The sequence below is a fragment of the Lactonifactor longoviformis DSM 17459 genome, assembly GCF_900129135.1.
In the GTDB taxonomy this organism is placed as follows: Bacteria; Bacillota; Clostridia; order Lachnospirales; family Lachnospiraceae; genus Lactonifactor; species Lactonifactor longoviformis.
The window spans coordinates 123,309-136,028 of record NZ_FQVI01000003.1 but is presented as its reverse complement, the minus strand read 5'-3'; the positions used below and the strand labels follow the sequence as shown (position 1 = coordinate 136,028).

Sequence of the window (12,720 nt, the reverse complement as noted above, 5' to 3'; positions counted from 1 at the left end):
TCCTATGAGTTACTCTTTCCTTCATAGCTTTTCTTATATTCTGGGATCATTATATCACTTTTTATTCTTAAGTCAACCCGGTAATTATAGCTCTCTCAATGTTTTTACTGCTGTTTTCAGCTTATCAATATCCGGATCGTAAGATTCCCGGGTTCCTGTGACTGCCACACTGTAATATGCCACATCAGATTCCACATATAAGATATAAGCCTTGAAGACTTTGCCTGATTGGGTCATCTTATATTCCTCTTCTCTGGCATGCTTCATTTCCTCCAGCGCTGCATCCCCTTCCGACTCTGGTCCTGCCGCCGCCAGGTCCGGGATCACCTGACTTTTATACGCTGTCATAAAGTCCTCCAGTCCGCTGCCGTCTTCTTCCTCCAGCCCTTCCTGGGGAAAACGCTGTATCAGGATACTTAGAGACTGGTCCTCGTTGTCCAGCACCAGGTGGTCCTCATTATTTGTCTCTGTTATCTTCCATTCCCCCGGGACTGTGACGGAAAATGTATTCCCCTTATTTATATATTCTCTGGTCTTCTCTTCCTTCCCCTGACACCCGGCCAGCAGGCAGAACATACTCACTGCCAGTAACCAGAATGTAATCTTTTTACTCATGGCCGTCCTCCTGCCTCTCCCTGGCTGCCTCCAGACGCTTCTCGCTGATTCTCAGATACTCCTCTTCCCGTTCCAGTCCGATGAACCTGCGGCCCAGACGCTTGGCGGCCACTCCGGTAGTTCCGGAACCGCAGAACGGATCCAATACCATATCTCCCGGTTTGGTTGAGGCAAGTATTATGCGCTCCAGCAGATACTCCGGTTTCTGGGTCGGATGCTTTCCGAATGTCTTCTCAGAGGGCTTCGTCAGGCTTCCTGTCCAGACATCCTTCATCTGCTTTCCCCCGTTCATTTCCTTCATGTCGTCATAATTAAAGAGATGACGGGCCTTTTTTTCATTCTTCTGCGCCCAGAGAATGGTCTCTGTGGAGTGGGTGAAGCACCGGCATGCCAGGTTCGGCGGCGGGTTCGTTTTCTGCCAGGTAATATTATTAATGATTTTAAATCCCTCCTGCTCCAGCGCCATGCCGATGGAATAAATATTGTGAAGAGTCCCTGATATCCAGATACTCCCGTTTTCCTTCAGCATTTTTTTACAGGATCGAATCCATCTGCGGTTAAAATTGTGTTTGTCCATAACAGAATCACACTGATCCCATTTTCCTTTATTCACAGATACCATTTTACCGCCCTTGCAGGTAATTCCGTCATTGCTGAGAAAATAAGGGGGATCTGCAAAAATCATATCCACAGACTCTGGTATTCCCTTTTTCAGCAGTTCCAGGCTGTCTGCCTGATACAGCATGATATGTTCTTCTGTATAAATTGGTTTTAAACTGGAGCGAAACAGTTTGTCCATCCCCACTCTCCTTCTCTGTCCGGACATGTCCAAGCCTGCCCGTTGAATCGTTATTTGCCCGCTGTCTGCTTTACCGATAATTACGTATAATCAATTCCTTGCCGACCCGCTTGCTGGCATTGGAATTAATGGCTCGCCTCACATCAATCTCTTCCATGAAAAACCCGTCGTATAATTCATGAATCAGCTCCGTATTGTGATTGGTCAGCATACAGTAGCAGCCTTTATCCGTGAGTCTGCGGAAGACTTCTGCCAGCCGCCTGTGCTCTTCAATGGTAAATCCTTCCTTGGTGTATGCTTCAAACGAAGTGGGATTCAGCGGCGCATAGGGGCTGTCCAGATAAATAAAGTCCTGAGCCTCTGCCCCTTCCAGTGCTGTCTCAAAGTCCTGGCAGGTAATGGTCACGTTCTGCAGATAATAAGAAACCCCTTTTATATTTTCAATATCAATGGATTTGCCCGAAATCTTCTGATTCCAGGGTACGTTAAACAACCCCTTAGCATTCACCCGGTACAGCCCATTAAAGCAGTGCTTATTCAGATACACAAACAGAACTGCCATCTCTACATCATACTCACCGCCGGAAAGCTTTTCATTGTAGCGCCCTCTGGTCTTGTAATAAAACTCCTTAGTACAGGTGACACGATCCATCTCTTCCATCCGGCTGATAAATTCATCCCTGGAGTCCCGGATCGCCTCGTAGGTATGCATCAATTCACGGTTGATGTCATTGATAAATGCCTGTTCGGGCTTGCTGTCAAAGAGCAGCGCCCCTCCTCCTACAAAGGGTTCGTAGTACTTTTTGCAGGCAGACGGCATCCGTGATCTTAATTTCTCTAATAATTGTCTTTTTCCCCCTGCCCATTTTACAAAGGGCTGTGTACTTGAATGGCTCATGGCTCTTCCAACTTTCTATATTACTTAGTCCTAACTTCTCTATTATAAGGAAAAAGCTGAGATTTTTCAAATATAAAATATAATAGGGGCAGCTACCTGCCGCAGCACTTTTTGTATTTCCTGCCGCTTCCGCAGGGGCATGGATCGTTGGGATAGATTTTCTGACTCTTCTGTACCGGCCCCGGCTTGCCGGCTCCGGACGAAAGCGCTGTTTTTTTCTGAAGTATTTCCAGCTCCAGAGGGGTGTATCCCCGATCCCCCAGACGCCTGGTATGGTTCCAGACACTGCGGAGTCTTTCTGACAGACCAGCCAGCTGTTCCTTTGTGCCGGGAGTAATATTATACTTGGCGGCCGCTGCAATGAGATCTTCCATCTCATAATTTTTATGTATCAGTGCCTGGACTTCGTAAAAATAGCTGTTTGCCTGGGCCTGTCCTGCGTCCAGCTCTTCCCTCACATACCGGATAAGTTCCCTTCCGTTTTGATCCGGGGCTTCCCCGTAAAGTACGCCGTACTGAAGAAAGAGTCCCCGAACCGGGGGGATATAGTAGGGTTTTGTCCCCTGAAGCAGCAAAAGCATTCGGTAGGCGTCCTGCTCCAGCAGCTCATTTGCCACAATAGAATCATTGATTACCGTGACAGTCCCTCCGTTATTCATCAGTTCCATGCACCGGGTTCCCATGATTTCTTCCGTAAGCCGGGTTCCTTCATATTGATTGTATAATTTAGTCAGAAGAGAAACAGGGGTCACCCCATACAGATAGCTGGCACTGCTGCAGTATTTCCTCAAAGTTTCTATCTCTTCATGTTTCGCCTCAAATTCCGGAGTGATAATCTTCCGGCAGAGCGCCTTCACTTCCTCAGGCACTACCAGGGTGGTATCCCTTGTAAGAATGCAGCAGCTTCTCAGAAGACGGGAGCGATATACAAAATTCAAATCTGCCCGTCCCCCGCGCTCGCCTGCCGTAAGCTCCAGGAATACTCTGTACTCGTCTGCTCCTGCATAGAGCAGAAGCTGGGACATATGGGCCTCGTTAAGCAAAAGTTCTTTCAGCCGTACCGTCAATTCCTCCTTAGTCAGGTTTTTATAAGATGCCAGATGATTCAGTTCTGCCAGCTCTTCCAACTCCTCAGGATGTGCCTCCATCAGCCACTGTGCCATGGTATACTCGCCAGTTTCCCCAGAAGCCCCGCTGTTTTTATGAAAGTCCAGGTGTTCGGCAAGGTACTGATTTACCGCCTCCAGAGAGTACTCCTCTTCCCCAGCCATTCCCTTTTCCTGCAGTTTATAGTACCCGGCAATCCCCCCGCAGTCTTCCGGCAGATTTCCGCCTTTATATTTATCCACCCGGGGATAACCCAATGCATCATCCACTTCTTTTTCTATTTCCACTCTGTGTTCCCACGCATTCTCCGAACCGTAGGTATAACGGATCCATTTATGGTTCTGAAGCCAAGGGGCAATTGCCTGGTCCTCTGCCGGACCGATCTTTATCTTTTTCTGAGGAATCTCAAATATATAAGGTTTACTGTCCTTCCAGCCGTACACGGCCTGTATCACACGGTGCAGCTGCCCAAAGGTGATGTCCCCGGGAACTGCCGTCCTTCTCCAGATAGGCGGCTTGCTGTTCTTAATGATTATCTTTAGTTGATATCCCTGCATATACTCTACTCCTTTTTTCCACATGCGCACAAAAGATAAGACAGACCTCTCTGCCTTATCTTTACCTGCGAATTACTATTATAGAGTGAATCGCCCTGAGGTGCAAGGAAATTTATTATTTACCGCCTTACTTTTTCTGTTCGGCGCGGAAAATTCCGTTCCGAAGATTCGGCCGGAACCATATCACACTCAAGTGCGGGTCTGGTTCCGGCCTTTTGCCCGAGGTACATTTCTTATGGATTTCTGTCCCTGCAGATGTTATACTAAAATAGATAAAAACTGCAGTTATGGCAGATCTCGTTGGAAAGGACGGGCTTCTTATGGATGAACTGGATTACAAAATTTTAGAGATGCTAAAGGCTAATGCCAGGCAGAAGGCCTCTGATATCAGTAAAGAAGTGCATTTATCGATTTCTACAGTTATTGACCGGATTCACCGGATGGAGGATATGGGAATTATCACTTCTTATACTGCCATCACAGACGACAACAAGGTGGGCAATGGTGTGACGGCACTCATGGAAGTAAGTCTGGACCATCCCAGATATAATGAATCCTTCATAGAGGGGATTGCGGGAAACCCAAAGATTATTTCCTGCTATTATCTCACCGGAGAATTCGACTTTCTCCTCAAGATATCCTGCCGTTCCTCTGAGGAACTGGAGAAAGTACACCGGTGGGTCAATGACCTGGGCGGAATCCGCCAGACAAAAACCCATTTTGTCCTTCGCACGGTAAAAAATATATACTCCTCCCTGCCTTCCGACTGAGCAGGGAGGGCACTGCCGTCAGCTCTGCAACGCTCCTCTGTGTCTGCCTGATACCACCCATTTCCCGCCCTCTATTTTTTCATCATAATAGCTAACTCTTTGCGATACCGTCTTAGCATATCCTGTGCCTCTTCGATGGATACCGGAAGAAACCTCACCAGATCCCCCGGCCTTCCCTGAGCAATCCTGGGTATATCAAAAGAACACACCACCGCAATCTTGGCATAGCCTCCCGTTGTCTGGCGATCTGCCAGCAGTACAATCGGCTGGCCCTCTGCCGGGACCTGCACTGCGCCCAGGGGAATAGGATCCGAGATAATGTCTGTCCCGTTTTTGCTCTCGACCGCACCGCCGCTCAGCCGGTACCCCATGCGGTCACTCTCCCCTGATATGGTATATGCACTGTGATAAAAGGTCTTTTTCCCCTTGTCCGTAAAGTAAAGCGCCTGAGGCCCCTCTACCACCCGGAGAACGATCTCCCGGGGAAACATCCGCTGCTGAACCTTCCTGTCTTTTACTTCTTCAAAATTTTTTTGGTCTGCTCCCACCTCCAGAATATCTCCTGCCTTCAGCGCACGGCCCTTATATCCCCCCATGCTGCATTTTATATAGGTGGAACGGCTCCCCATGACAGCAGGTACAGTGATGCCGCCTGCCGCCGCCAGATACGTACGGCATCCCTCTCTGGCCATATCCATATGCAGTACAGAACCTCCAGGCGCCAGGTGGGGCACATTCATTGCAACCCTCTGACCGTCCAGCCTGGGGCACATGTCTGCCCCTGTCAGGGCAAATACGGTATCCTCAGTAAACTGTGTACTGCCTCCGAACAGGGTGAATTCAAGACCTGCCTCCCCCTGTTCGTTGCCCACCAGATAATTTCCGGTCTCCCAGGCTTCCTGATCCATAGCTCCCGCGGGGGGAATTCCTGCACTCTGGCGGCCGTATCTCCCCCCGTCCTGGACCGTGGTCAGCGGCCCCGGGAGCAGAATCTTTACTGACATAAGCGCTCTCCCTCCTGTTCCTCTGCCTCCACCACATAACTTCCCTTTTGAATCATCCGGCGGATATCGTAGTAGTCGTCAATAGTTATGGGAATAAAACGGATATATTCTCCCGCTCTGCACAGTATTGGTTCCTCCCGGTCCGGATTATAAAAGTCCACAGGCGTGCCTCCCAGAAGCCGCCATCCCCCCGGGGATGCCAGGGGGTACACACCGGTCTGATTTCCCCCTATGCCAACAGCTCCCGGCTGAATCTTAATCCGGGGTATCTTAAGCCTGGGTATCTCCAGCCTTTTGTCCAGTCCGCCCAGATAGACAAACCCCGGCAGAAATCCCAGCATATAGATTTTATAATCCACAGAGCTGTGAATGGAAATAATTTCATCCCTGGTAAGATTCATATACTGCTCCATATCTGCAAGGTCGCAGCCAAAGCGTGCCCCATAACAGCAGGGGATCTTCAGAATCCTCTTTTTTCTTTGGGCCGTTTCCCCTTCTCCCTCTTCCAGCTCCTCAATCCTCTTCTTTAGTTCCCCGTAAGAAACCACCTGGGGTTGATAATAAATCATCAGAGAACAGAATGCAGGCACCAGTTCTGTAACCCCCGGAATCTGCCGGCCGCTGATCTTCCTGGCCAGCCCATGAACCCTGTCATTTGTCTGAGTACTAATCTCCTGTGGAAATTCTGCTAGAATGGCACAATCCCCTGCCGGTACACATCTCATATATTTACCTCCAAAAAAGCCCAGCCAAAAGGAAACTCATTTCCGGTCACTGTGTCTGCCGGTTCTCTGTCAGAACCTTTATGCCAATCTCTTCTGCCTTATCCCCGTCGCCCCCGGCATTCTCATCCCGTACATAAAACGCAAAATAAAAATACTTACCCTGGTATTCCTGAAAACCTACAAACCAGCCGTCCCCTGCATTTCCGCTTCCCGTCTTCCCGTATATTTTATGACCGTCCGCCTCCTGAACCAGCATCAATTCCTTCAGAATCTCCGTCTCGCCAGAGACATACTCTGAGCGTCCCTCCATGATATCTGACATTATGTTAACCTGCTCCATAGGTGATATCAGCAGCGAGGACTCCAGCCAGAATCCATTCAGCTGAGGCTGCGGATTCACACCGCTCCCCTCCCACTGGGAAATATCACAGTTTCCATATACCAGTTCATTCAGCTGGCGCTGGACTTCATCCGTTCCTGCCTGATCCAGAACCTTTCTGAAATACCAGATGCAGGAACTCTGGAATGCCTCTTGCAGAGTCAGATCCTTATTCCACGCTTTTACCGGATAATTGGTATTATCGTATCCCATAGTAGTATCCGGCCCTGTGAGAATACCAGTTTCCAGCCCAATCAGAGTGGATACGATCTTAAATGTTGAGCAGGGGGAAAACTGTGTGTAGCACATCTCCTCGTTGTATACCTGGTATTCGTCTTCTTTGGAGTCAAATACCACCGCGCATCCCTGCACGCCCTGAAAATATCCGCTGTAATCTGCAGTGTTCCAGACGGGATCCGGAATAGCCGCCGCACTGCTTCTGCTTCCCTGAATAGTTATCTCTTCCTTTTGTTCTGTGTTCCCCTCACTGTCCTCTGCCGCAGATGCTGCAGTCCTCTTTTCCCCCTCTTCCCGACTGCCGCATCCCACAATATTGCAGCATAAAACAGCAGCCAACACTACTGCGAATTTCTTAATCATTTGTGTCTCCTTCATATGCACCTGTGTCTTGTTAAGTAAATACCAACGCCCTTAAGAATTTCTTAATATAATTCTATTATAGTACAGAATTTCCAATCGTCAAATGGTTATTTGAAAAAGGAAGCACAGAGGCAAATACTTCTATGCCTCTGTGCTTCCCAGGTTGATTTTACAGTATTTTCAGAAATCAAGACGTGCTCTCACTTCAGGATTTACAACATTTAAAGTCCATCTCCTTTGCAGAATATCAATTGTCTGTACAGAAAGCTTTCTGTACATGTCTTCCATGGCCTGTTCAGAATACATGCCCACGTGGGGCGTAAATATAACATTTTCCATATCCAGCAGTACATGTCCGGGCTGCAGAGGTTCGTCCTCACAGACATCCAGTCCCGCACCGGCGATCCATCCTTCCGCAAGTGCTCTTACCAGAGCTTCGGTGTCCACTATGGGACCTCGGGACGCGTTAATCAGGACCGCATCTCTTTTCATCATTTTCAGCTGTGTCTCCCCTATCATGTGATATGTCTCCGGCAATAAGGGGGTATGTAAGGAAACAGCGTCTGCCTTCTCCAGCAGGTATCCCAGATTGTCCGTCATCTCTATATCTGCCATGCCGCTCTCTGTTACAAAGGGATCATAAACAAGAACCTTCATTCCCATTCCCAGGGCCATACGGCTCAGCTCTTTCCCAATCTTTCCGTATCCGACGATCCCCATAACTTCACCGCGGATTCGGGTGCACCGAATCTGGGTTCCCTGGGCATAGCCGCCCTCACGCGCCCGCTTTACAAAAGGCCGCAGCTGACGTTTCAGACACATCATGAGGGCAAACGCGTGACTTGCAACCTCATAAATACAGTGATCCGGAACATTGCAGACAGCAATTTTTCTCCCGGTTGCCGCTTCCACGTCCACATTATCTACCCCTATCCCGCAGCGGCCGATAACTCTGAGCCTGGGAAGGGATGACATAACCTCCTCTGTAACAGGTACTGCCATTAATAATATACCGTCTGCATCGGCAGCTTTTTCTATAATCTCCTGGCTTTTTTTGCAGGAAAGGAAAGTAATTTCGATTCCTGCCTGGGAAAAGGCCTCGTGCAGCTGTTCCTTTTCCTCTTTATTTAAAAATTGTTCATCTAAAAAATAAACTTTCATACCTCTTTCCCCCGGCTCCTTACTACTGATTCTGCCAGTTCCGCGAACTCTTCCCTGGTAATATCCCGTTTCTTTTCAATTGCCATATCCTTTATCTTTGCATTTAAAGGTTTTATACAGTCCTCAGGGAGATCAATCCCTAACTCCTCCGCCACCAAGAGGATATTAGCCGCCCCGCTCTTTTTTCCCGTATAGATATAGGGCTCCCTCTGGCCTGTCATAGTCCAAAGATATGGAAGCATAACCAGAGGATTTTCGTCCCTGCAGTTTTTCCACATGCCTACCGGCATTCCCGTCTCCCATCCGAATATCTGCTCTCCCACAATTGCCTTTGTAGGCGGAATCTGCATATTGCACAATGCCGCTACTTCTCTGGAAAGTTCCAGCATCTTTTCCGTGTCAATGCCTGTATCTACGCCGTAAAGACACTTTAAAGCTACAATTAAAGGCTCTATGGGTGTATTGCCTGTACGCTCTCCGATGCCATTTACAGTTACATGGGCTACTGATGCCCCGGCCTGAAGTGCCGCAAGTGTGGTCGCCACCGACAGTCCAAAATCCTCATGAAAATGTGCTTCTACCGGTTTGTTCAGCCGCTCCTTCAGCTTTCTCACCGTATAGGCAGCCCCCTCCGGTGAAAATGTACCAAAAGTATCCACCAGAGCAACGGCATCCAGATGGCCCCCGTCCGTTATGGCCTCCAGTGTATCCAGAAGAAACGGAAGACTGGCCCGGGAGCCGTCAGCCGGAAAGAAAGTGACCTTCAGTCCCAGCTCATGTGCAGCCGCGGTGGTTTCCCTGGCTGCCTTTACAGCTTTCTCAACTGTCCATTTCATTCCTTTGTCCAGCATGTGTTCACTTCCGGGTACTTCACACAATACACCGTCTACGCCGCAGGCTTTTGCCAGTTCAATATCTTTTACAACGTTTCTGGTAAAACTGTAGATCTCTGCCTTCAGACCGCTGCTGCAGATCTCTTTAATTGCATCTGCATCCTCTGAGGATACCACAGCATTCCCCGCTTCAATCCGGTGAACTCCCATCGCATCCAGTTTTTTAGCGATTTTTACCTTATCCTGCCTGGAAAATACAACTCTGGGCTGCTGCTCTCCATCCCGAAGTGTAGTATCCAAGATCTCTATCTTCGGCGCGAATTCAAACTTTGCTGCAACCTCACTCTCATAATTTGCCGGGCTTACCCACCACTCTTTTTCATGATATCCCATACCATATCCTCCTTATCTGCTTATTTTTATTCTTGCATCTGCACCTATGAATCTTTTTTCCGCTTCATCAAAAATCAGCGGGTTAATATCCAGCTCCTCGATTTCCGGGAAGTCAAGGAGCAGCTGATTAACTCTTGCAGCAGCATCCTCCAGCTGTTTCAAATCCACCCCTTCTGCCCCCCGGTATCCTTTGAGAACCGGGTATTCCCTGAGGCTTTGAATCATTTGTTTTATATAGCAACGTTCTGCCGGCACATGGCCGAAGGCTATATCTTTTGTCACTTCTACGTTTGTTCCCCCCATTCCCACCAGAACCCCGTGTCCGGTGGCAGGATCCTTTACCCCTCCCAGTATGAGCTCAGTCTTTCCGCTTATCTGCTCCTGCACCAGGATGCCGCGCAGCCCGGGGAAGCGCACAAACCATGCCTCAGCAGTCTCCTGCAATTCTGCCGGTGATGAAATATTCAGTCTGACCCCTCCCACATCTGCCTTGTGAAGAATGTCAGGATGATCAATTTTGGCCACTACCGGGTAACGCAGATCCAAATGTCCCGCATCTTCCGGTGCCTCCAGATATCCACACCCTGCTGCCGGGATCCCATAGGCATGGAGTACACGGAAACAGTCCGCAGGTTTCAGATACCCGCTCTTATAGTCTGCCAGTATATTTACGGTTTCCTCCCTCGCCTCCCTATTGCCTTTTTCAAAGACAAACTCTCCGCCGGCAGTTTTGGGATGCATCCCGTCCAAAACCACTGCCATCTGTTCCGGGTAATCAAAGGTGGGAATCTGATTCCGTCTCATAACCTCTCTGGCACCCTTCCCCAGATTAGGAGCAAAAAAACAGGTCAGCACCGGAATATGAGACTGGCGCAGTGTATCTGCCATTGCTTCCCCTATACTTTCCGTATCTACAGTAGCCGCCGGCACACAAGTTACCAGAAGTGCGTCAAAAAGTCCGGAATGTATCATCTCCTTCGCCGCCAGATTGTAGTGTACCGGCAATGCAGGAGCTACCAGGTCCATTGGATTTCTCACTGATGCCTCGGGCAGCAGCATCGGTTTCAGGCGGACTGCCGATTCTTCAGGAAGGGCCGGCAGTTGGTAGCCCCTTTCCGTAAGAGCATCCGCGGCCAATATCCCCAGCCCCCCAGTGTTTGAAAGAATCCCTATCCTTTTCCCTCTAAGTACAGGAAGCTTTGACAGTGCGGCTGTGAGGATAAACGCCTCCTCCAGGGTAGACGCCCTGACAGCACCTGCCTGTTTCAGCAATGCGTCTGCAATAGCATCGTCTCCCGCCATACTTCCCGTATGAGAACTGGCTGCCGCCGCTCCGGCCCGGGTGCGCCCGGACTTAATAACCACCACCGGTTTCTTCATGCGGGATACAATTTTCCGGAATCTTGCCGGTTCACTGATCTCCTCCAGGTACAGCAGAATTACCTTAGTATTTTTGTCTTTCTCTGCCAGGGGAAGGAAATCACAAACGTTCATATCTGCCTGATTCCCTGTGGACACTACCAGAGAATACCCAATAGCAAGGTCGGCAGCAAAATCCAGAAATGCCGCACCTAAGGCTCCGCTCTGTGTAATCATAGCTACATTTCCCACCTCCGGGGGATTGGACAAAATTGTGGCGTTCAGGGATACGTCTGCATCTGTGTTGATAACTCCCATGCAGTTGGGTCCAATCATGCACATACTGTATTTTTGTACAATCTCCATGAGGCGCTGCTCCCTAGCCTCCCCTTCTTCCCCTGTTTCACGAAAGCCGGCAGAGATACACACCAGGGATTTTACTCCTTTTTGTCCGCATTCCTCAGCTATCCCGGCCACAGCATGGGATGGCAGCGCGGCCACGGCCATATCCAGATCCCCGGGAATCTCTTTCACGGAAGTATATCCCTTTGCCCCCTCCGCATCCTCTCCCCTGACATTTACAGCATAAAGACTGCCGGAAAACCCCTGACTGATTATATTTTTTACGATTGCTTTACCGATCCCAGGCTTTGCCGACGCCCCAAGTACTGCAATGCTCCGCGGACGGATCATCCCCTCCATGCTTCTGAGGCAGGAGGGCAGGTACTGATTCCAGTTATCCAGACGTATCCCTTGTGGGGCCGGCCTTCCCCTGTAATACAGATGGTTCTGCTCATCCTGCCGGAAATGCCCCAGAGCCAGTTCCAGCAGTGTGCGGGCGCCCGTTGTTCTGCTCTGCTCATTTACCAGTTTCAGATAATACCGGAATCTCTCATCCTCGTCCTCATGCAGCTGATAATCCACAGGTACAGGCGGGGAGGTAATCAGTACAGGACCGCCGTCCACCTCACTTGTCACCAGATGAGAGCTGGCACAGAGTACCTTTTGCTTTTCCCGGAACGCGGCCTTAATCCCATTCGCACCCGCCAGAACTCTTTTTCCGTCCCTGACTACCGTTAAATCCCCGGGATGAACGTTCAGCATAGTGTATCGCTCTGTAACCTCATCCGTGACTGCCCACACATATCCCGCAAGCATAATAATGTCTGGTTCCCATTCTTCATATAACTTACGTGCCTGCCTGTCATACTCTCTGCGGAGTTCCATGTCTCTGAGGGGCCTGCGGCGCTCCGCATAAAACTTCCGGATATCAATAGCCGCCTTCTTAATGCCATAGTCATCCGCTCTTTTCACAGCTGCCGACTCCGGCTGATCCGAAAAAATACCTATAATCTCATACGGACATCCTTCCAGCGTCTTCTCCAGTTCCTGCTGAAGCTCCCACGCTTTCCAGAGTGTATTGCCGCTGCCAGAGGTGAACCCCATAACTCTTAACTTTCGCCCCGCTGCAACCAATGGCCTCATTGCTGTAGCCTCCTTTCACAACCTTCTCATTTGTT

Annotated in this window: 11 protein-coding genes; 1 reads left to right on the top strand and 10 read right to left on the bottom strand. The window is 49.5% G+C overall.

Annotated features, from left to right (window positions below; genetic code table 11):
- Nucleotides 1-84: 84 nt before the first annotated feature.
- The 4 genes from BUA56_RS05115 to BUA56_RS05100 form a co-directional block, all read right to left on the bottom strand.
- Nucleotides 85-615 (bottom strand): hypothetical protein, encoded by a 531-nt coding sequence (locus BUA56_RS05115; RefSeq protein WP_072849558.1) that lies wholly within the window; start codon nucleotides 613-615, stop codon nucleotides 85-87.
- Nucleotides 608-1,414, bottom strand: a complete 807-nt coding sequence (locus BUA56_RS05110; RefSeq protein WP_072849555.1) for a DNA-methyltransferase — start codon at nucleotides 1,412-1,414, stop codon at nucleotides 608-610. The genes BUA56_RS05115 and BUA56_RS05110 overlap by 8 nt, the downstream gene beginning before the upstream one ends.
- Nucleotides 1,415-1,484: 70 nt before the next feature.
- Nucleotides 1,485-2,312 carry a DNA adenine methylase gene (locus BUA56_RS05105; protein WP_072849553.1) on the bottom strand — a complete coding sequence of 276 codons (828 nt, stop codon included), beginning with the start codon at nucleotides 2,310-2,312 and terminating at the stop codon, nucleotides 1,485-1,487.
- Nucleotides 2,313-2,404: 92 nt separating this feature from the next.
- Entirely contained in the window at nucleotides 2,405-3,976 is a 1,572-nt protein-coding gene (locus BUA56_RS05100; RefSeq protein WP_072849551.1) for an IS1096 element passenger TnpR family protein, read from the bottom strand.
- A 320-nt stretch (nucleotides 3,977-4,296) separates the two neighbouring features.
- Between BUA56_RS05100 and BUA56_RS05095 the strand changes: the two genes are divergently transcribed.
- Nucleotides 4,297-4,746 (top strand): Lrp/AsnC family transcriptional regulator, encoded by a 450-nt coding sequence (locus BUA56_RS05095; protein WP_072849776.1) that lies wholly within the window; start codon nucleotides 4,297-4,299, stop codon nucleotides 4,744-4,746.
- A gap of 71 nt (nucleotides 4,747-4,817) precedes the next feature.
- On the opposite strand, the gene BUA56_RS05090 is transcribed toward BUA56_RS05095, so the two are convergent.
- The 6 genes from BUA56_RS05090 to BUA56_RS05065 form a co-directional block, all read right to left on the bottom strand.
- On the bottom strand, nucleotides 4,818-5,750 hold the full coding sequence (locus BUA56_RS05090) for a 5-oxoprolinase subunit C family protein (RefSeq protein WP_072849550.1): 933 nt from the start codon (nucleotides 5,748-5,750) through the stop codon (nucleotides 4,818-4,820).
- Nucleotides 5,741-6,475 carry a 5-oxoprolinase subunit PxpB gene (gene pxpB, locus BUA56_RS05085; RefSeq protein ID WP_072849549.1) on the bottom strand — a complete coding sequence of 245 codons (735 nt, stop codon included), beginning with the start codon at nucleotides 6,473-6,475 and terminating at the stop codon, nucleotides 5,741-5,743. The genes BUA56_RS05090 and pxpB overlap by 10 nt, the downstream gene beginning before the upstream one ends.
- A gap of 46 nt (nucleotides 6,476-6,521) precedes the next feature.
- Nucleotides 6,522-7,454 carry a penicillin-binding transpeptidase domain-containing protein gene (locus tag BUA56_RS05080; protein ID WP_072849547.1) on the bottom strand — a complete coding sequence of 311 codons (933 nt, stop codon included), beginning with the start codon at nucleotides 7,452-7,454 and terminating at the stop codon, nucleotides 6,522-6,524.
- Between the two features lie 180 nt (nucleotides 7,455-7,634).
- Nucleotides 7,635-8,615 carry a C-terminal binding protein gene (locus BUA56_RS05075; protein ID WP_084067674.1) on the bottom strand — a complete coding sequence of 327 codons (981 nt, stop codon included), beginning with the start codon at nucleotides 8,613-8,615 and terminating at the stop codon, nucleotides 7,635-7,637.
- Nucleotides 8,612-9,841: a LeuA family protein gene (locus BUA56_RS05070; RefSeq protein ID WP_072849546.1), complete on the bottom strand. Its 1,230-nt coding sequence runs from the start codon at nucleotides 9,839-9,841 to the stop codon at nucleotides 8,612-8,614. Before BUA56_RS05070 ends, BUA56_RS05075 begins: the two co-directional genes overlap by 4 nt.
- A gap of 12 nt (nucleotides 9,842-9,853) precedes the next feature.
- Complete coding sequence (locus tag BUA56_RS05065) at nucleotides 9,854-12,685, bottom strand: acetate--CoA ligase family protein (protein WP_072849545.1); 2,832 nt, start codon at nucleotides 12,683-12,685, stop codon at nucleotides 9,854-9,856.
- Between the last annotated feature and the right edge of the window lie 35 nt (nucleotides 12,686-12,720).